At 62.9% G+C, this 18,878-nt stretch carries 16 protein-coding genes; 8 read left to right on the top strand and 8 right to left on the bottom strand.

What is annotated here, in order from left to right:
* Window positions 1-40 precede the first annotated feature (40 nt).
* Both PP4_RS25260 and PP4_RS29180 read right to left on the bottom strand, forming a co-directional pair.
* Window positions 41-460, bottom strand: a complete 420-nt coding sequence (locus PP4_RS25260; RefSeq protein WP_041167915.1) for a hypothetical protein — start codon at window positions 458-460, stop codon at window positions 41-43.
* Window positions 461-468: 8 nt separating this feature from the next.
* Window positions 469-783, bottom strand: coding sequence for a hypothetical protein (locus tag PP4_RS29180; protein WP_016501932.1), 315 nt, complete (start codon window positions 781-783; stop codon window positions 469-471).
* 612 nt (window positions 784-1,395) lie between these two features.
* Between PP4_RS29180 and PP4_RS25270 the strand changes: the two genes are divergently transcribed.
* From PP4_RS25270 to yccS, 7 genes are all read left to right on the top strand, one after another.
* On the top strand, window positions 1,396-3,198 hold the full coding sequence (locus PP4_RS25270; RefSeq protein ID WP_016501933.1) for an acyl-CoA dehydrogenase: 1,803 nt from the start codon (window positions 1,396-1,398) through the stop codon (window positions 3,196-3,198).
* A 32-nt stretch (window positions 3,199-3,230) separates the two neighbouring features.
* Window positions 3,231-4,673: a TldD/PmbA family protein gene (locus PP4_RS25275; protein ID WP_016501934.1), complete on the top strand. Its 1,443-nt coding sequence runs from the start codon at window positions 3,231-3,233 to the stop codon at window positions 4,671-4,673.
* The gene (locus tag PP4_RS25280; RefSeq protein ID WP_016501935.1) at window positions 4,673-5,992 is read left to right on the top strand and encodes a TldD/PmbA family protein; all 1,320 of its coding nucleotides are present in this window, start codon (window positions 4,673-4,675) and stop codon (window positions 5,990-5,992) included. The genes PP4_RS25275 and PP4_RS25280 overlap by 1 nt, the downstream gene beginning before the upstream one ends.
* A 127-nt stretch (window positions 5,993-6,119) precedes the next feature.
* On the top strand, window positions 6,120-7,547 hold the full coding sequence (gene mdtD / locus PP4_RS25285) for a multidrug transporter subunit MdtD (protein WP_016501936.1): 1,428 nt from the start codon (window positions 6,120-6,122) through the stop codon (window positions 7,545-7,547).
* A 113-nt stretch (window positions 7,548-7,660) separates the two neighbouring features.
* Window positions 7,661-8,998 (top strand): ATP-dependent RNA helicase DbpA, encoded by a 1,338-nt coding sequence (gene dbpA, locus PP4_RS25290; protein WP_231859037.1) that lies wholly within the window; start codon window positions 7,661-7,663, stop codon window positions 8,996-8,998.
* A gap of 147 nt (window positions 8,999-9,145) precedes the next feature.
* The gene (locus PP4_RS25295; protein ID WP_016489502.1) at window positions 9,146-10,327 is read left to right on the top strand and encodes a BaiN/RdsA family NAD(P)/FAD-dependent oxidoreductase; all 1,182 of its coding nucleotides are present in this window, start codon (window positions 9,146-9,148) and stop codon (window positions 10,325-10,327) included.
* Window positions 10,328-10,410: 83 nt separating this feature from the next.
* Window positions 10,411-12,594 carry a YccS family putative transporter gene (gene yccS, locus PP4_RS25300; RefSeq protein WP_016501938.1) on the top strand — a complete coding sequence of 728 codons (2,184 nt, stop codon included), beginning with the start codon at window positions 10,411-10,413 and terminating at the stop codon, window positions 12,592-12,594.
* Window positions 12,595-12,662: 68 nt separating this feature from the next.
* Here the strand turns inward: yccS and PP4_RS25305 are convergent, their stop codons facing one another.
* Window positions 12,663-13,400: a substrate-binding periplasmic protein gene (locus PP4_RS25305; protein ID WP_041167917.1), complete on the bottom strand. Its 738-nt coding sequence runs from the start codon at window positions 13,398-13,400 to the stop codon at window positions 12,663-12,665.
* Window positions 13,401-13,555: 155 nt separating this feature from the next.
* Between PP4_RS25305 and PP4_RS25310 the strand changes: the two genes are divergently transcribed.
* Entirely contained in the window at window positions 13,556-14,008 is a 453-nt protein-coding gene (locus PP4_RS25310) for a GNAT family N-acetyltransferase (RefSeq protein WP_016501940.1), read from the top strand.
* Between the two features lie 79 nt (window positions 14,009-14,087).
* Here the strand turns inward: PP4_RS25310 and PP4_RS25315 are convergent, their stop codons facing one another.
* The 5 genes from PP4_RS25315 to PP4_RS25335 all read right to left on the bottom strand — a co-directional run bounded on the left by PP4_RS25315 (window position 14,088) and on the right by PP4_RS25335 (window position 18,777).
* Window positions 14,088-14,384: a winged helix-turn-helix domain-containing protein gene (locus tag PP4_RS25315; protein ID WP_003249396.1), complete on the bottom strand. Its 297-nt coding sequence runs from the start codon at window positions 14,382-14,384 to the stop codon at window positions 14,088-14,090.
* A 12-nt stretch (window positions 14,385-14,396) separates the two neighbouring features.
* The gene (locus PP4_RS25320) at window positions 14,397-14,897 is read right to left on the bottom strand and encodes a M48 metallopeptidase family protein (RefSeq protein WP_016501941.1); all 501 of its coding nucleotides are present in this window, start codon (window positions 14,895-14,897) and stop codon (window positions 14,397-14,399) included.
* Window positions 14,898-14,936: 39 nt separating this feature from the next.
* Window positions 14,937-17,069, bottom strand: coding sequence for a putative bifunctional diguanylate cyclase/phosphodiesterase (locus PP4_RS25325; protein WP_016501942.1), 2,133 nt, complete (start codon window positions 17,067-17,069; stop codon window positions 14,937-14,939).
* A 213-nt stretch (window positions 17,070-17,282) separates the two neighbouring features.
* Complete coding sequence (gene fba, locus PP4_RS25330; protein ID WP_016501943.1) at window positions 17,283-18,347, bottom strand: class II fructose-bisphosphate aldolase; 1,065 nt, start codon at window positions 18,345-18,347, stop codon at window positions 17,283-17,285.
* Window positions 18,348-18,447: 100 nt separating this feature from the next.
* Window positions 18,448-18,777 carry an MliC family protein gene (locus PP4_RS25335; RefSeq protein WP_016501944.1) on the bottom strand — a complete coding sequence of 110 codons (330 nt, stop codon included), beginning with the start codon at window positions 18,775-18,777 and terminating at the stop codon, window positions 18,448-18,450.
* Window positions 18,778-18,878: the final 101 nt, after the last annotated feature.

The following is an 18,878-nucleotide window of genomic DNA, read 5'->3' on the forward strand; positions in this document are numbered from 1 at the left end:
TCTGCTGTCAAAAGACAAGCACCTTTATGCCTTAAGTCCTTCACGGGCGACTTCGCCAGAGCCACCAAAGACTCCAGACTTTAGCCCCTTCAGAGGCAACGACAAGGGTCAACCAAATCCACGTGCTGGTATCAGGCAATAGCAAAATCAAGGAAAACGATGGAATGATAAAGAAAATGCGAAAAGGGAATTGAACACTAGCCAAGTAGACTCCGGAGACGTTCCCCAAGCAAAGCAATATACTGCTGGCGACAAGGGATAACTGGACGGCCAGGGCCATCCAAATCATGAACTCGAGACCTCCGCCCCACTGTTCCATATTTGCAAGGGCCGAATTGAAGTCACTCACAAAGGGCGTCACACCTCTGTTCAAGCTGTTGAATACCACGAGAGAAATGTAAAAAGCATCCATACCACCCCAAAGCAAACCGACCAACCGCGTTGACTTTGTCAAATCCATGCTCCAAGTCATTTTTGTTTTAGCTCATACTCTTCGTTTGCGATTACTGGCCGCCAATGCCATGAAGCCCCCGATACATCCCAGGCATCATCAGCCTCCACGTAAACTTGCGTGACTTTCCGCTCCATACCATATCTATAGTTCGCTGAAGACGATGCAACGTTGCGATCCTCAGCGCCCAACGGCACCCACTCCTGAGTTACCGTTCGCGTCGTATTCGCAAAATCTTTCCCTGACGACAAAAAGGCTCGACCTTCATCGCCTCTCGATACCAGGAAATTCGCAACAAAGGCAACACTCGATGCAATTTTATTAACGCGCATAGACGTGATCTTCCATTTGCCGGGACCACTTACGTCGGAGACAGTGTTAATCAAAAAATCGCCGTCATTTTTCCTACTACAAATTCTCGCATACCAATTCTCTTCGATACTTATTGGCTTGAATGGTTCGTCTTAATCAGCATCCACTCGCCTGACGCAACCGGCGTGAGCGCTTTATCAATTTGATCGCTCACAAGGCTAACCGAGCTGTAATAGAGACCACACTCCTTCAAGAGCTCGGTTACACCACATACCTCCCGAACATAACCTCGACTTTTCAAGTTATCTCTAATTATCGAGACCGCAAAAAATGGATCTTCGACCTTGCACAGTTCCTCCTTCCTGACGTCCGTCCAGCGAGTGAGCTTTTCCATTGCCAATCCTCTATGCCAAAGACTGACATTTACATGGTTTAACTCAAGAAAGCCGCATGGCAACGTCCGAAAATGTTGTGGGAAATTTCTCTGCTTTGCATGGGAAACAAGATTTCAACGGATGCCAGACCGCTAGGTCTCATTGCACTTTCTAAACCCATATCACCCAAACCTATTAACCTCCCCCCACCCCACCCGATTCCCTACACTCGCAGCATCCCGCCTCAGGACCGCCACCATGCCCGAGACCCTGCTCAGCCCTCGAAACCTGGCCTTCGAACTCTACGAAGTGCTCGACGCCCAAGCCCTCACCCAGCGCCCGCGCTTCGCCGAGCACAGCCGCGAAACCTTCGACGCGGCACTGGCTACCGCCCGCACCATCGCCGAAAAGTACTTCGCCCCGCACAACCGCAAGGCCGACGAAAACGAGCCGCGCTACGTGGACGGCCGCGCGGAACTGATACCCGAGGTCAAGCCTGCCGTCGATGCCTTCCTCAAGGCCGGCTTCCTCAACGCCAATCGCGACTTCGAGGTCGGCGGCATGCAGCTGCCCAGCCTGGTTTCGCAGGCCTGCTTCGCACACTTCCAGGCTGCCAACGCCGGCACCACGGCCTACCCGTTCCTGACCATGGGCGCAGCCAACCTGATCGAGAGTTTCGGCACAGAGGAACAGAAACGCTTGTTCCTCCAGCCCATGATTGATGGCCGCTACTTCGGCACCATGGCACTGACCGAGCCCCACGCCGGCTCGTCTCTGGCCGACATCCGCACCCGTGCCGAACCTGCGGGCGACGGCAGCTACCGGCTCAAGGGCCACAAGATCTTCATCTCCGGGGGCGACCACGAACTGTCGGAAAACATCGTGCACATGGTGCTGGCCAAGCTGCCGGACGCACCGCCCGGGGTGAAAGGCATCTCGCTGTTCATCGTGCCCAAGTACCACGTAAACCCCGACGGCAGCCGTGGCCCCCGCAACGATGTACTGCTGGCCGGGCTGTTCCACAAGATGGGCTGGCGCGGCACTACCTCCACTGCGCTGAACTTCGGCGACAACGGCCAGTGCGTCGGGTACCTGGTCGGCCAGCCGCACCAGGGCCTGGCCTGCATGTTCCAGATGATGAACGAGGCACGCATCGGCGTTGGGATGGGCGCGGTGATGCTCGGATACGCCGGCTACCTGTATTCGCTGGAATATGCCCGCCAACGGCCGCAAGGCCGGCTGCCGGACAACAAAGACCCACTCAGCCCGGCGGTGCCGATCATCGCGCACACCGATGTGAAACGTATGCTGCTTACACAGAAGGCGTACGTGGAAGGCGCCTTCGACCTGGGCCTTTACGCCGCGCGCCTGTTCGACGATACCCACACCGCCGATGACGAAACGTCCCGCACACAAGCGCAGGCGCTGCTCGACCTGCTGACCCCGATCGTCAAATCCTGGCCCTCGACGTTCTGCCTCAAGGCCAACGAACTGGCGATCCAGATTCTCGGTGGCCACGGCTATACTCGCGAATACCCGGTGGAACAGTACTACCGCGACAATCGCCTGAACCCGATCCACGAGGGCACCGAAGGCATCCAGTCACTCGACTTGCTCGGCCGCAAGCTGGCACAGAACCATGGTGCCGGGCTCAAGCAACTGATCCGCCTGATCGCCACCACTGGCGAACGTGCAAGCCACCACCCCAAACTCGACCCACTGCGCCAGCCACTGGAGCAACTGGTCAACCGCCTGCAGGCCGTGACCCTGGCCCTGCTCGGCGACATGGCCCAAGGCGAAGTCGCTGGTGCCCTGGCAAACTCGGCCTTGTACCTAAAGGCCTTCGGCCATTGCGTGATCGGCTGGCGCTGGCTGGAACAGGCCATTCACGCCGAGCTTGGCCTGCAGAAAGGTCACCCTGCCGATCGCGACTTCTATCAGGGCAAGCTGCAGGCCGCGCGTTATTTCCTGACCTGGGAAGTACCGGGCTGCCATAATGAGCTGGCATTGCTAGAGGCGCGCGACGACACTTGCCTCACCATGCAGGACGAGTGGTTCTAAGGGGGAGCCACCGTGTACACGGAGGCTTTTGCATGTTCGATTCCAGCGCCCTGCTGCGCCAGCGCTTTGCCGCGCTGCGCAGTACGGCCGAGTTGTTTTCCCTGCGCCATGTGAAACAGTCGCACCAGGCGCTGTCGGTTCGCCGCAATGTCGCCGAGCCACCTTTCTTCAGCCAGGACGAAGGCGCCATGCTCACCGTGCGGGTCAATGGCGTGGAGGCCTATGCGGCCACCGCCGACCTCTCCCAGGCTGGCCTGCAACGCGCATTGGAACAAGCCGAGGCGCTGGCCCGGCAGATTGCCCGACACAGCCTGCTGGACCTGCGCAACCAGCCGGTGACCAGCGCACGCCACGACCATATCTCGCCCAACTTCGACCAGCCCGTCCCCTCCCTCGCCGACTGCCTTGGCCTGCTCGCCGCCGAATCGGCCAGCGTGCCCAAGGACAGCCGCCTGGTGGACTGGCAGGCCAGTCTGGGCCTGAGCCTGGTGGAGCAAACCTACCTGAACTCCGCGGGCGCCGAACTGCGGCACGCACAGCGTTTCCTGTTCCCGGGGCTGGGCGTAACCGCCAGCGATGGCCAGGACAGCCAGAGCCGCAGCCTGGGCCGCGACAACTTCGGCCAGCAGGGCGGTTTCGAGATCATCGAGCGCTGCGGGCTGGTCGGCGCCGCCCGGCAGGTGGCCGACGAGGCACTGCAACTGCTGCTGGCCCCCAACACCCCCAGCGGCCCGCGCGACCTGCTGCTGATGCCCGACCAGATGATGCTGCAGATCCACGAGTCCATCGGCCACCCGCTGGAGATGGACCGCATCCTCGGCGACGAGCGCAACTACGCGGGCACCAGCTTCGTCAAAGCCAGCGACTTCGGCCACCTGCAGTACGGCTCCAGCCTGTTGAACGTGACCTTCGACCCGACCATCGGCGAAGAACTGGCCAGCTACAGCTTTGATGATGACGGCACCCCGGCCAGCAAGCAGTTCCTGATCCGCGACGGCCTGCTGCTGCGCCCACTGGGCGGCGCGCTGTCGCAGTTCCGTTCTGGCCTGGACGGCGTGGCCAACAGCCGCGCCTGTGGCTGGAACCGTGCACCGATCGACCGCATGGCCAACCTCAACATCGAACCGGGTGATCAGAGCCTGGAGCAACTGGTGCAAGGCATCGAGCACGGCATCCTGATGCGTACCAACCGCTCGTGGTCCATCGATGATGCGCGCAACAAGTTCCAGTTCGGCTGTGAATATGGCCAGTTGATTGAAAACGGCGAGCTCAAGGGCATCGTCAAGAACCCCAACTACCGCGGCATCTCCGCGCAGTTCTGGCGCAACCTGTCGGCCGTCGGCGACCGCAGTACCTTCCAGGTACTGGGCACGCCCAACTGTGGCAAAGGCGAACCTAACCAGGTGGTGCGGGTCGGCCATGCCTCGCCGGCCTGCGTATTCCGCCAGATCGATGTATTCGGAGGAGACGCCTGATGAAGCACGCTTTCGAAACGCTTGTCGGGGATGTACGCGCTGCCCTGCAAGCAGGCGAGCAGTTCACCCTCGGCTACAGCGCAGAACAGTCGCAGTTCGTGCGGTTGAACCACGCCAAGGTGCGCCAGGCCGGTGAAGTGAGCCAGGCAAGCGCGCAACTGCGGCTGGTGCGCGATGGCCGCCAGGCGGAACAGCAAGTGACCTTGAGTGGCGACGTGCAACTGGACCGCCAGCGCCTGAGCGATGCCCTTGAGCAACTGCGCCACACCTTGCCGTTGCTGGCCCTCGACCCGTACCTGCGCCTGGACGAAAGCGCCTGGCACAGCCACAGCCTGCTGGACCATCCCCTGCCCGCACTGGACGAGGTACTGGCCCTGCTCGACCGTGAAGCTGGCGACCTGGACCTGGTCGGCATCTACGCCGCCGGCCCGATCTGCCGGGGCTTTGCCAGTTCGTTCGGGGCCTTTGGCTGGCACCAGGCCAACAGCTTCAACTTTGACTGGAGCCTGTTCCACGAAAACGGCCAGGCGGTGAAGGCCAACTATGCCGGCCAGCAGTGGAGCGCCGACGACTTCACCGAGCGCCTGCGCCAGGCACGTGAACAACTGGGCTTCCTCGGCCGCCCGGCAGTTACCCTCAAGCCTGGCAGCTACCGAGCCTACCTGGCGCCTGCGGCCATGGACGAAATCGCCGGCATGCTGTGCTGGGGCGGTTTTTCCGCACAGGCCCTCGCCACCGGCAACAGCGCCTTGCAGCGCCTGTACAACGGCGATGCACGGTTAAGCCCGCTGGTGAGCTTCACCGAGCAGGTCAGCGGCTCGCTAAGCCCGGCGTTTTCCGATGAAGGGGCGCCACGCCTGGATGTGCCGTTGATCCAGCAAGGCGCGGCGCAGCAACGCTTGATCTGCGCACGCAGCGCGGTCGAGTTCGAGCTGCTGGCCAATGGCGCCGACAGCTACGAGTCGCCCTGCGCGCTCAGCCTGGCGCCAGGCAACCTGGCCAATGAGCAGGTCCTTGAGCGGCTTGGCACCGGGCTGTACATCAGCAACCTGTGGTACCTGAACTACTCTGACCTGCCTGCAGCACGCATGACCGGGCTGACCCGCTTCGCCACCTTCTGGGTGGAAAACGGGCAGATCCAAGGGCCGGTAAGCACCATGCGCTTCGATGACAGCCTGTACAGTTTGCTGGGCAACCAGCTGGAGGACCTGACCCAGGAGCGCGAGATGATCTTGTCGACCAGTACCTATGGCCAGCGCAGTACCGGGTCGAGCCATTTGCCCGGGGCACTGGTCAAAGGCCTGACCCTGACATTGTGACTGGACTTGCCGGCCCTTTCGCGGCTTAAGCCGCTCCCACAGGATTTCCACTGCCCGCAAATGTAGTGATATCCCTGTGGGAGCGGCTTTAGCCGCGAAAGGGGCGGCACTGACAAACGAGGAAGTCATGCCTGAGCGCACCCCGCTGGACCCCGTCACCGCCCGCTGGATCCCCTGGGTGGTGGCCATCGCTTTCTTCATGCAGTCCCTGGACGGCACCATCCTCAACACCGCGCTGCCGGCCATGGCCCGCTCGCTGTCCGAAGACCCGCTGCGCATGCAAGGCGTGATCATCGCCTACATGCTCACCGTGGCCCTGCTGATCCCGGCTTCGGGCTGGATCGCCGACCGTTTTGGCACCAAGCGCATCTTCTTCAGCGCCATCCTGCTGTTCAGCTTCGGCTCGCTACTGTGCGCCGCAGCCAACAGCCTCGGCTTCCTGATCTTCGCCCGCGTCGTCCAGGGCCTGGGCGGTGCACTGATGCTGCCGGTCGGGCGGCTGGTGGTGCTGCGCGCCTACCCGCGCAGCGAGCTGGTGCGGATCATGAGCTTCATCACCATCCCTGGCCTGCTCGGACCACTGCTGGGGCCAACCGTCGGCGGCTGGCTGGTGGAAATCCTCAGCTGGCACTGGATCTTCCTGCTCAACCTGCCAGTCGGCCTGATCGGCTGCATTGCCGTCTGGAAGTTCATCCCGGACCTGCGCGGTGCCGAACGAACCTCGTTCGACGGCCCGGGGTTCCTGTTGTTTGGCGCAGCGATGGTATTGATCACCATCGCCATGGAAGGCCTGGGAGAGTTGCACCTGCCGCACCTGCGGGTGATGTTGCTGCTGTTCGCCGGCATGGCCTGCCTGGCCGCCTACTGGCTGCGCGCGGGGCGCGACCCGGAGCCGCTGTTCTCGCCCAGCCTGTTCCGCGTGCGTACCTTCGCCATCGGCATCCTCGGCAACCTGTTCGCCCGCCTGGGCAGCGGCGCACTGCCGTTCCTGGTGCCGTTGCTGCTGCAGGTGGCACTGGGCTACTCACCCGCCCAGGCCGGTATGAGCATGATCCCGCTGGCGGCAGCGGCCATGCTGGCCAAGTCTGTCGCAAGGCCGCTGATCGAGCGCTTCGGCTACCGCATCATCCTCACCGGCAACACCTTGTTGCTGGGCCTGCTGCTGGCCAGCCTCGGCCTGGTCGATGAGCAGACACCCTACGCAGTGCTGCTGATCCAGCTGGGCCTGCTGGGCGCGGTCAACTCCATGCAGTTCACGGCCATGAACACGGTAACCCTGATCGACCTCGATGACGCCAGCGCCAGCAGCGGCAACAGCCTGCTGTCGGTGGTCGCACAATTGGCGCTGAGCCTGGGCGTGGCCTGTGCCGGCGCCTTGCTTGGAGGCTTTACCGCCGCCGGTAGCGCCGAGGGTGTGGAAAGCACCCTGGGCGCCTTCCAGTTGACGTTTGTCACCATCGGCGTGATGGCCATGCTGGCGGCAGCGATCTTCCTGCAACTGGCGCCGACGGACGGAAGGCGTGCCCGTCGTCCGGAACAACACATGGAACCGTAGGGCTAATGGCCACGAGGCTGGTAGACTGTGCGGCATTTTTTCGCTTCGCAACGCAGGCCCGCCTCGTGACCACCGAATCCACCGCCTTTGCCACTTTGCCGTTGTCCGCCGCCATGCTGGCGAACCTGGACGCCCTCGGCTATGCCTCGATGACGCCGATCCAGGCCCAGAGCCTGCCCGTCATCCTCAAGGGTCAGGACCTGATCGCCCAGGCCAAGACCGGCAGCGGCAAGACCGCCGCCTTCGGCATCGGCCTGCTGAACCCGATCAACCCGCGCTACTTCGGCTGCCAGGCGCTGGTGCTGTGCCCTACCCGCGAGCTCGCCGACCAGGTGGCCAAAGAGCTGCGCCGCCTGGCCCGCGCCGAGGACAACATCAAGATCCTCACCCTGTGCGGTGGCGTTTCGCTGGGCCCGCAGATCGCTTCGTTGGAGCACGGTGCGCACATCATCGTCGGTACCCCGGGGCGCATCCAGCAGCACCTGGACAAAGGCACCCTGGTGCTCGACGGCCTGAACACGCTGGTGCTGGACGAAGCCGACCGCATGCTCGACATGGGTTTCTTCGACGCCATCGCCAGCATCATCGGCAAGACCCCATCGCGCCGCCAGACCCTGCTGTTCTCGGCCACCTACCCGTCCGGCATCAAGCAGCTGGCCGCCGACTTCATGCGCAACCCGCAGCAGGTCAAGGTCGAGAGCCTTCACACCGACAACCAGATCGAACAGAGCTTCATCGAGATCGACCCACAGCACCGCCTTGAAGCCGTCACCCGTGTGCTCGGCCACTACCGCCCGCAATCCTGCGTGGCGTTCTGCTTCACCAAGCAGCAGTGCGAGGACGTGGTTGCCCACCTGACGGCCAAGGGCATCGTCGCCCAGGCCCTGCACGGTGACCTGGAGCAACGCGACCGTGACCAGGTACTGGCCATGTTCGCCAACCGCAGCAGCTCGGTGCTGGTGGCCACCGACGTGGCCGCGCGCGGCCTGGATATCGATGGCCTGGACATGGTCATCAACGTGGAGCTGGCGCGTGATGCGGAAATCCACGTGCACCGCGTGGGCCGTACCGGCCGTGCTGGCGAGAAAGGTGTGGCGGTAAGCCTGGTGGCACCGGCAGAAGGCCACCGTGCCCAGGCCATCGAAGACCTGCAGAAAAGCCCGCTGCGCTGGGACTCGCTGGACAGCTTGAAGAGCAAGGGCGGTGAACCGCTGCTGCCGGTGATGACCACGCTGTGCATTGCCGCAGGCCGCAAGGACAAACTGCGCCCTGGTGACATCCTGGGGGCACTGACCGGTGATGCCGGTATCCCCGGCAAGCAGGTGGGCAAGATCGCCATCTTCGACTTCCAGGCGTTTGTTGCCGTGGAGCGCGCGCTCGCCAAGCAGGCCATGCAGCGGCTGAACAGCGGCAAGATCAAGGGCCGCGCCCTGAAAGTCCGCATTCTCTGACATTTTTTGGGGCTGCTCTGCAGCCCATCGCCGGCAAGCCAGCTCCCACAGGATCACCACAGGCCTCAGGCTTGTGCACGGCCTGTGGGAGCTGGCTTGCCGGCGATGGGCCGCACAGCGGCCCCAAACAACCCATGAGGTAACACCGTGCACTCCACCGACGTGATCATCCTCGGCGCCGGCGCCGCCGGCCTGATGTGCGCCCAGCTCAGCGCCCGCCGTGGCCGCCGGGTGCTGCTGCTCGACCACGCCAACAAGCCGGGCAAGAAAATCCTCATGTCCGGCGGCGGGCGCTGCAACTTCACCAACATGTACACCGAGCCCGCCAACTTCCTGTCGCACAATGCGCACTTCTGCAAGTCGGCCCTGGCCCGCTATACCCAGTGGGACTTCATCGAGCTGGTGTGCAAGCACGGCGTGGCGTACCACGAGAAGAAGCTCGGCCAGCTGTTCTGCGACAACAAGGCCAGCGACATCCTCGACATGCTGCTGGCCGAATGCGACGAGGCCGGCGCCGAGATCCGCATGCACACCAGCATCGAACACATCGAGAAGACCGAAAGCGGCTACCTGCTGCAGACCAGCGGCGGCCAGTTCGCCTGCCAGTCGCTGGTGATCGCCACCGGCGGCCTGTCGATCCCGACCCTGGGCGCCACCGGCTTCGGCTACCAGGTGGCGCGCCAGTTTGGCCACACCCTGCTGCCAACCCGCGCCGGGCTGGTGCCGTTCACCATCACCGAGCCCCAGCTCAAGGCACTGTGCACCGAGTTGTCCGGTACCTCGCTGGACTGCACCGCCAGCTGCAACGGCACCAGCTTCCGCGAGAACCTGCTGTTCACCCACCGCGGGCTGAGCGGCCCGGCGATCCTGCAGATTTCGTCGTTCTGGGAAGCCGGTGACACGGTCGAAATCAACCTGCTGCCGGACCGCGATGCGCTCACCTGGCTGCAACAGATGCAGGCCGAACGTGCCAACGCCGAACTGAAGACCGTGCTGGGCGAGGTATTCACCCGCAAGCTGGCCAACCTGCTGGCCGAGCAATGGTTCGAGTCCAGGCCGATGAAGCAGTACACCCCGGCGGAACTGGCGCAAATCGCCGAAAAACTGGCGAACTGGCAAGTGGTGCCGGCCGGCACCGAAGGCTACCGCACCGCCGAAGTGACCTTGGGCGGCGTGGATACCCGCGAAGTGTCGTCCAAGACCATGGAATCGCTGAAAAGCCCCGGGCTGTACTTCATCGGGGAAGTGCTGGATGTCACTGGCCACCTGGGCGGTTTCAACTTCCAGTGGGCCTGGGCATCAGCCAACGCCGCGGCGCAGTTCGTGTAGAGTAGAATCCATTCAGCAGCACGGAACGCTTCTTGCTGGCCCGTGCTGCAATGCATTCTTCGCTCACTGCCTAGCAGGCCATCATGTCATCGAGCTCGTTCCGTCAGTCACTGCGTCGCCTGTGGGGCCAAGACAAGTTCAGCTACAGCATCCGGGTCACCATCGCCCTCACCGGCAGCCTGGCCCTGTGCTGGTACCAGAACGAGATGGCCCTGCTGATTCCGCTGTTCCTCGGCATCATCGCCAGCGCCCTGGCCGAAACCGACGACAGCTGGCAGGGCCGCCTCAGCGCCCTCGCCGTTACCTTGGTATGTTTCGCCATCGCTGCACTGGCGGTCGAGTTACTGTTCCCCTACCCCTGGATATTCGCCATCGCCCTGGCTTTGGCGGCGTTCGGCCTGACCATGCTCGGCGCCTTGGGCGAGCGCTATGGTGCGATTGCCTCGGCGACACTGATCACGGCGGTTTACACCATGATCGGTGTGGACCAGCGCGGTGGCCAAGTGACGGACTTCTGGCACGAGCCCCTGTTACTGGTGGCCGGTGCGGCCTGGTACGGGCTGCTTTCGGTACTGTGGCAGGCGCTGTTTTCCAACCAGCCGGTGCAACAGAGCCTGGCCAAGCTGTTCTTCGAACTGGGCAGCTACCTCAAGCTCAAGGCCAGCCTGTTCGAGCCCATCCGCACCCTCGACGTCGAGGCCCGGCGCCTGGAGTTGGCCCAGCAGAACGGCAAGGTGGTGGCAGCGCTCAACGCAGCCAAGGAGATCATCCTGCACCGGGTAGGCAACAGCCAGCCCAATTCCAAGGTCAGCCGCTACCTCAAACTGTACTTCCTGGCCCAGGACATTCACGAGCGGGTCAGTGCCTCGCACTACCCCTACAACGGCCTGACCGAAGCGTTTTTCCACAGCGACGTGATGTTCCGCTGCCAGCGCCTGCTGCGTAAACAAGGCTCGTCGTGCCAGGAGCTGGCCCGCTCGATCCGTCTGCGCCAGCCGTTTGTGCTGGCCAGTGGTTACCCAGAAGCCCTCGAAGACCTGAACGCCTCGCTGGAGCACCTGCGCCTCCAGAACAACCCGGCCTGGCGCAGCCTGTTGCGCTCGCTGCGGGCACTGGCCGCCAACCTGGCAACGCTGGACCGCCTGCTAAGCGCCGCCAGCAACCCGGACAGCCTGGCCGATACCAGCGACAGCAGCTTGCTCGACCGCTCGCCACGCTCGCTGAAGGACGTGTGGAAGCGCCTGCGCACCCAGCTCACACCGACTTCGCTGTTGTTCCGTCACGCCCTGCGCCTGCCGCTGGCGCTGTCGATCGGCTACGGCATGGTGCACCTGATCCACCCGACCCAGGGCTACTGGATCATCCTCACCACGCTGTTCGTGTGCCAGCCCAACTACGGTGCAACCCGGCGCAAGCTGGTGCAGCGAATCTTCGGCACCGCCGTCGGCCTGACAGTGGGCTGGGCATTGTTCGACCTGTTCCCCAACCCGGTCATCCAGTCGCTGTTCGCCGTGGTTGCCGGGGTAGTGTTCTTCGTCAACCGCACCACCCGCTACACCCTGGCCACGGCCGCGATCACCCTGATGGTGCTGTTCTGCTTCAACCAGATCGGCGATGGCTACGGCCTGTTCCTGCCGCGCCTGTTCGATACCCTGGTGGGCAGCCTGATCGCCATCCTGGCGGTGTTCCTGTTCCTGCCGGACTGGCAAGGGCGACGGCTGAACAAGGCGCTGGCCAATACCCTGGCCTGCGCCAGCGTGTACCTGCGCCAGATCATGCAGCAGTATGCCCACGGCAAGCGCGACGACCTGGCCTACCGCCTGGCCCGGCGCAACGCCCATAACGCCGACGCCGCGCTGTCCACGACCTTGGCCAACATGCTGATGGAGCCTGGGCACTTCCGTAAGGAAGCCGACGTCGGCTTCCGCTTCCTGGTGCTGTCGCACACCTTGCTCAGCTACCTCTCGGGGCTGGGCGCGCACCGTGACACGGCCTTGCCGGCAGAGGTGCAGGAGCAGTTGATCGAGGGCGCCGGGCAAAGCCTGGCCAGCAGCCTGGACGAGATTGCCAACGGCCTGGCCGCTCGGCTACCGGTGGCGATTCACAGCGATGCCGAAGAGGCGCTGGCCAATGCGCTGGAGCAGATGCCGGAAGAGCTGGATGAACATCAGCGGTTGGTGCAGACACAGTTGGCGTTGATTTGCCGACAGTTGGGGCCGTTGCGGACCTTGGCGGCACACCTGATCAAGGAAGGTGCCCCGGCCTGATTGCCTTGTTGCCTGTGCTGGCCTCTTCGCGGGCGAGCCCGCGAAGCGGCCGGCACAGGCGATACAGATCAGAAGCCATGTTGGCGCATCAGCCGGTCATAGCTGCCATCGGCCTTCATCGCCGCAATGGCCTGCTCGAAGCGCTCAACGATGCGCTTATGCTCCGGGTGCTTCAGGCTCACCAGGATATGCAGGGTGTTCTCCCCCAGCGGCGGCTCCACCAGCATTACCCCGTCACGCACCTCCTGCGGCTCACGCTGCAGGTTGTAGCGGGCCACATACTCGTCCTCCACCGCCAGGTTCACCCGCCCTGCCGCCAGCATGCGTACCGCCGACGAAAAGTTGCGCACCGGCACCTTGTGCAGGCGGGTATCAGCGTCGAATTCCGGTGAATAGGCGTAATCACGTACCACGGCGATGGTGTAGGGGTACAGATCCGACTGGCCTTTGTAGTGGAACGCCTCGCCCGTGCGTTGCAGCAGGCGAATGCGGTTAGTCAGGTAGGCGTTGGAAAATTGCCCGATGTTGGTGCGCGAGTCGTTGTACCAGGCATTGATCAGTATGTCGTAGCGCCCTTCACCTACCCCCAGCAGCGCCCGCGCCCAGGGCGCTTCTTCATAGCTGCTGCTGTAGCCGGCACGGGCCAGCGCCGTGGTGACGATGCTGGTCGCCAGGCCGCCGCCCGGCATGTTGGCATCCGTGAACGGTGGCCAGTTGTCAGCCACCAGGCGTAGCTTGTCGTGACCCGGGGCGGCCGTGGCCACCAGCATTGCCAGTAATCCCAGAACACAAAGCAGTGGCCGCATGCTCAAGTCCTTTCGCAATGGTGGGCACACACTGCCGAAGAGATTACACAAAGCTGTTACCAAGGGCAGCGGCCAATAGTGTCATTTAGCCTCTATTTTGGCCGAAGGCCATACACCATGCGATGATCGAAGACCCACTCAAGGAGTTCGCGCCAATGTCCGTCGACTGGATCTGCAAGCACCACACCGATCTCGGCAAGGACCAGCTCTACGCAATTCTGCAATTGCGCATGCAAGTGCTGGTGGTCGAGCAGCGCTACGCCTATCAGGACGTCGATGGCCAGGATCTGACTGACGATACCCTGCACCTCATGGCCTGGCAGGATGACCAGCTGGTGGCCTACCTGCGCCTGCTCGATCCGCAGTCCCAAGGCGGGGACGTGGTAATCGGGCGGATGGTGACATCACCTGAAGCGCGCGAATTGGCGCTTGAAGAACACTTGCTGCTCAAGGGGCTTGAGGCAGCGGAGCACTGCTGGCCGGGAGTACCGGTTTACCTGTCGGCGCAGGCGCATTTGCAGGGGTTTTATGCCCGCCATGGGTTTGCGGTGGTGGGCGAGGAACATCTTGAAGATGACATCCCGCACATCGGGATGCGCAAAGGCTGACATTGCCGGGGTGCTTTGCACCCCTTTCGCCGGCAAGCCAGCTCCCACAGGTTACGCACAGGCCTGAGCCCCAAATGCTTCAGGGGTAACCCAGCACTTCGCGGATCTGCCGCAGATGGCGGATGATCCACTGCTTGTCGATCGCCCCCCAGTCATGAATGCGGTAATGCCCGGCGTGGTTGCGTGCGCCTTCCTGCTGTTCGAACTCGCAGACGATGTCCAGGTCGGCCAGGGCGGCGATGGTGTCCTGGGCCGTGCGCCGCGGCATGCCGGTGGCCTCCATCAGGGCGGGCACGCTGGTCGCGGTCTGGCTGTCGATCAGCCACGCGACATACAGGCGACGGTAGAAGCTGCTCTTGGTCTTGCTCACTTCCATGCTGCGTAGTCCTTAACAGTTGCCCGGCAGCTCCCGATAGGTCAGGTAGACGCGCAGGTCGAATTCCAGTTGGTGGTAGTCCGGCTCCATATGCTGGCAGAGCTGGTAGAACGCCTTGTTATGGTCGCGCTCGCGCAGGTGCGCCAGTTCGTGCACCACGATCATGCGCAAGAACTGCGGCGCAGCCTCCTTGAACAGCGAGGCAATGCGGATTTCCTTCTTCGCCTTGAGCTTGCCGCCCTGCACCCGCGACACCGCCGTGTTCAGGCCCAGGGCCCGATGGGTCAGGTCGAGACGGTTGTCGAACAGCACCTTGTCCAGGTTCGGCGCACTGCGCAGGTATTGCTGGCGCAGGTCCTGGGCATAGCTGTACAGCGCCTTGTCGCTTTGCACGTCATGGCGGTCGGGGTAGCGGCGCTGCAGGTATTCGCCCAGGCGGTCGCTGTCGATCATCTGCCGCACCTGCTGTTGCAGGTGCGGGGGGTAGGCTTGCAAGTAACGTAATACGGTCATGGCGCTGCATTCGGCGTGACGAATGCCGATTCTAGCCAATCATGGCCCAGGCCAGGAGAAAATCGCCGGGAAGCCGCTGGCATCCGCCGCGGTCATCGGGTACGCCACCAGGAAGCCCTGCACGTATTCGCAACCATTGGCCTTCAGCCAAGCCGCCTGGGCCGGGGTTTCCACACCCTCGGCGATCACTGTGATGCCGTAGTCGGCGCACAGGCCGATGACACTGCGGACCAGGGCAGCATCTACTGCCGAATCGGGCAAGCGCGCCACCAGGTGGCGGTCGAGCTTCAAGGTGTCGATCGGCAAGTCACGCAGCATGCGCAACGAGCAGTCGCCGGCGCCAAAATCGTCCAGGGCCACCCGCACCCCCAGCTCGCGCAAGCGGTGTATCTGTTTGACCGCCGCATCGATGTTGTACATCAGCGAAGTTTCCGCGACTTCCACCTCCAGCTGCGCCGGGTCCAGCTGGTAAAGCTGGATCACCCGCTGCAACTCCTCGACCAGGCCGGGCATGACAAACTGCGCGCGGCTCAGGCTGATGCCAAGCACAAGGTCGGCGGGAAACCGGTCGTACCAAGCCTGGCGCTGGGCGGCCCCCTGGCGGTAGATCCAGCTGGCCAGGCGGTTGATCAGGCGGGCTTCTTCCAGCAATGGAATGAACAGCCCCGGCGGCACGTCGCCGACGCTGGGGTGCTGCCAGCGCAACAAGGCCTCGAAGCCACGCAGTCGGCCATCAATGAAGGACACCTGCGGCTGGTACACCAAGGTGAAGTCCTGCTGCTCGATGGCGGCGCGCACACTGTCTTCCAGCATCAGCCGCGAACGCGCCCGGCCGTTGAGCTCCTGGTCGTAGAAACGGTACTGCTGGCGCCCGGCCTGCTTGGCGGCGTACATCGCCGCATCGGCTGCGCGCAACAGGCCTTCCACATTGGCCCCGCAGTCCGGGTAGGTGGCGATGCCGATGCTGACCCCTAGGCATACATCAAGCCCTTCGATCTGGTGGCTGATCGAAATACGCTCAAGCAACTGCTCGGCATAGCGCCCGGCCTGTTCGGGATACGGCAGGCTGTCGAAAAGCGCTGTGAATTCGTCACCGCCCATGCGTGCCAGCAAGGCCTCGCTGCCCAGGCAATCCTTGAGTTGCTCGCCCACCCAGCGCAGTACACGGTCACCGGTGTCGTGCCCCAACGAGTCGTTGATGCGCTTGAAGCCATCCAGGTCCATGTATATCAATGCCTGCGCCTTGTCCGAGCGCTCGTTGCGCAGCAGCGCACCTTCGGCAGCCTGGTAGAAACCGCGGCGGTTGAGCAGGCCGGTGAGCGGGTCGGTTACAGCCTGGTATTCCAGCTGCTGGTGCAGGTTGCGCACCACCGACATGTCCAGCACGGTGACCACCATGGCCTGTTGGTCAGCCGGCAGCGGGGCGCTGGACAACGCCACCGGCACCAGTTCGCCGCCGGGGGTACGCAGCTGGGCATCATGCACCCGGAAGATACGCCGCCCCAGGTAGGCCTGGTAGAAGTCAGAATCACCCCACAGGCTGGCACTGGCCAGTTGCACAAGGTCGAGCAGGTGCACGCCCTGCAGTTGCTGCATCGGGGCAGACAGCAAGCGTGAAATGGCCGGGTTGGCAAAACTGATGATGCCCTGGGCATCCACCACCAGGATGCCTTCGGCGGCATTCTCCAGGATCGACGCATTGAACGCCCTGGCCGCTTCCAGCTCGCGCGTAAGGCGCTGCAGCATGCGCCGGTTGCGTTGCTGGTCGAGCAAGGCCTGGACCTTGGGCTTGAGAATCTGCGGGTCGAACGGTTTGAACATGTAGTCCACAGCGCCGCTGGCGTACCCTTTGAGCACGGCGGCTTCGGACTGTTCGTTGGCGGTAAGGAATATGATCGGTGTCAGCCGGGTGCGCTGGCTGCCACGCATCAGCCGGGCGACTTCGAAACCATCCATCTCCGGCATCTGTACATCCAGCAAGACCAGGTCGACATCGTGTTCGAGCAACGCACTCAAGGCTTCCGTCCCCGAGCTTGCCGTCAACACTTGCCAATCCTGCCGGGCCAGCAACGCCCGCATGCTGATGAGGTTCTCCGGGTAGTCATCTACCACCAGTAGAACCGAGCTGCCATCCAGTGGCTGTGGTTGAACTTGAGCTTGAGCGCCATCCATGCTGCTTCTCGATTATGTGACCGACTTCAAAATACGGTTGGATCCATTAGTACTCTAGACCTGAGGTGGTAACACGCAATGCAATCAGAACGCTATCAGCGGTTCAACTGTACGGTAGCCGACTAACGGTCGGTCTGCCGGATTTATGCTCCGGCTTTTTGTCGCCCATAAAAAAACCCGCATCACTGCGGGTTTTTTACGGCTGCCGGTCGATCAGTTGACCTTGGCGGCCAGCTCACCTTTCAGGTAGCGCTGGTACATGCCTTCCAGGGAGATCGGCTTGATCTTCGAGGCATTACCGGCAGTGCCGAAGGCTTCGTAACGGGCGATGCACACGTCACGCATGGCTTTGACGGTTTCACCGAAGAACTTGCGTGGGTCGAACTCGCTCGGGTTCTGCGCCATCAAGCGACGCATTGCACCGGTGGAAGCCAGACGCAGGTCGGTGTCGATGTTGACCTTGCGCACGCCGTGCTTGATGCCTTCAACGATCTCTTCGACCGGTACACCGTAGGTTTCCTTGATGTCGCCGCCGTACTGGTTGATGATCGCCAGCCATTCTTGCGGTACCGAGGAAGAACCGTGCATCACCAGGTGGGTGTTGGGGATGCGCTTGTGGATTTCCTTGATGCGGTCGATGGCCAGCACGTCACCGGTAGGTGGCTTGGTGAACTTGTAGGCACCGTGGCTGGTACCGATGGCGATCGCCAGGGCGTCGACCTGGGTCTTCTTGACGAAGTCGGCCGCTTCTTCCGGATCGGTCAGCATCTGGCTGTGGTCCAGCACGCCTTCGGCGCCGATGCCGTCTTCTTCACCGGCCATGCCGGTTTCCAGCGAACCCAGGCAGCCCAGCTCGCCTTCTACCGAAACGCCGCAGGCGTGCGCCATGGCAACGGTCTGCTGAGTAACGCGGACGTTGTACTCGTAGTCGGTCGGGGTCTTGCCGTCTTCGCCCAGCGAACCGTCCATCATCACCGAGCTGAAGCCCAGCTGGATGGAGCGCTGGCAGACGTCAGGGCTGGTGCCGTGGTCCTGGTGCATGCACACCGGGATGTGCGGGAATTCCTCGATCGCAGCCAGGATCAGGTGACGCAGGAACGGGGCACCGGCGTATTTGCGGGCGCCGGCCGAGGCCTGGACGATCACCGGGGAGTCGGTCTTGTCAGCCGCTTCCATGATGGCGCGCATCTGCTCAAGGTTGTTGACGTTGAAAGCTGGTACGCCGTAACCGAACTCGGCGGCGTGGTCCAGCATCTGGCGCATGCTAATGAGTGCCATTGTGTATCTCTCTCCCGACAAGCGTCGTTTGTTTCGTGCAAGCCTGCCGCAGGGGCGGTTGCTGTTCAAGTAGTGTGGGCCATTCACGCGGCCCGGCCAGTCACGGTGCCTTGCAGCCCCGCCCAATCAGGTCGTTGGTTGCCACCCAGTACACCAGGCCTTCTTCGCCCTTGGTGTGGAAGGCCAGCATGCCATCGCTGTACAGCGCACCCGAAGCACCCGGCTCGGACTTGAGCCGGTAGACCTGGTCACCGCCGCCAAGGCGTACGTCGACCTGCTCGCGTTGTGCATCGGCGAAGCGCCACAGCACTTCGGCCTGGGTGTCGCAGACCCAACGGGTCCAGTTGTCTGCCGGGGCGGGTTGCGCCGGCTGCAGCAGTGAGCATCCTGCCAGTGTCGCCAGGGCCGTTACGGCCAAAAGCGCTTTCATTCAGTTTCCTCGATTTGGGGCTGCCGTGCAGCCCTTCGCGGGCTTGCCCGCTCCCACAGAGACCGCACTGTACCTGTGGGAGCGGGCAAGCCCGCGAAGGG

This window comes from Pseudomonas putida NBRC 14164 (assembly GCF_000412675.1).
Classification (GTDB): Bacteria; Pseudomonadota; Gammaproteobacteria; order Pseudomonadales; family Pseudomonadaceae; genus Aquipseudomonas; species Aquipseudomonas putida.

Excerpts from the sequence above, each read along its gene's own strand:
- dbpA (WP_231859037.1), top strand. The coding sequence starts at position 7,661 with ATGCTGGCGAACCTGGACGCCCTCGGCTATGCCTCGATGACGCCGATC.
- PP4_RS25325 (WP_016501942.1), bottom strand. The coding sequence starts at position 17,069 with ATGGATGGCGCTCAAGCTCAAGTTCAACCACAGCCACTGGATGGCAGC.
- PP4_RS25270 (WP_016501933.1), top strand. The coding sequence starts at position 1,396 with ATGCCCGAGACCCTGCTCAGCCCTCGAAACCTGGCCTTCGAACTCTAC.
- PP4_RS29180 (WP_016501932.1), bottom strand. The coding sequence starts at position 783 with ATGCGCGTTAATAAAATTGCATCGAGTGTTGCCTTTGTTGCGAATTTC.
- yccS (WP_016501938.1), top strand. The coding sequence starts at position 10,411 with ATGTCATCGAGCTCGTTCCGTCAGTCACTGCGTCGCCTGTGGGGCCAA.
- mdtD (WP_016501936.1), top strand. The coding sequence starts at position 6,120 with ATGCCTGAGCGCACCCCGCTGGACCCCGTCACCGCCCGCTGGATCCCC.
- PP4_RS25280 (WP_016501935.1), top strand. The coding sequence starts at position 4,673 with ATGAAGCACGCTTTCGAAACGCTTGTCGGGGATGTACGCGCTGCCCTG.
- PP4_RS25320 (WP_016501941.1), bottom strand. The coding sequence starts at position 14,897 with ATGACCGTATTACGTTACTTGCAAGCCTACCCCCCGCACCTGCAACAG.
- PP4_RS25310 (WP_016501940.1), top strand. The coding sequence starts at position 13,556 with ATGTCCGTCGACTGGATCTGCAAGCACCACACCGATCTCGGCAAGGAC.
- PP4_RS25305 (WP_041167917.1), bottom strand. The coding sequence starts at position 13,400 with ATGCGGCCACTGCTTTGTGTTCTGGGATTACTGGCAATGCTGGTGGCC.
- PP4_RS25260 (WP_041167915.1), bottom strand. The coding sequence starts at position 460 with ATGGATTTGACAAAGTCAACGCGGTTGGTCGGTTTGCTTTGGGGTGGT.
- PP4_RS25335 (WP_016501944.1), bottom strand. The coding sequence starts at position 18,777 with ATGAAAGCGCTTTTGGCCGTAACGGCCCTGGCGACACTGGCAGGATGC.
- PP4_RS25275 (WP_016501934.1), top strand. The coding sequence starts at position 3,231 with ATGTTCGATTCCAGCGCCCTGCTGCGCCAGCGCTTTGCCGCGCTGCGC.
- fba (WP_016501943.1), bottom strand. The coding sequence starts at position 18,347 with ATGGCACTCATTAGCATGCGCCAGATGCTGGACCACGCCGCCGAGTTC.
- PP4_RS25315 (WP_003249396.1), bottom strand. The coding sequence starts at position 14,384 with ATGGAAGTGAGCAAGACCAAGAGCAGCTTCTACCGTCGCCTGTATGTC.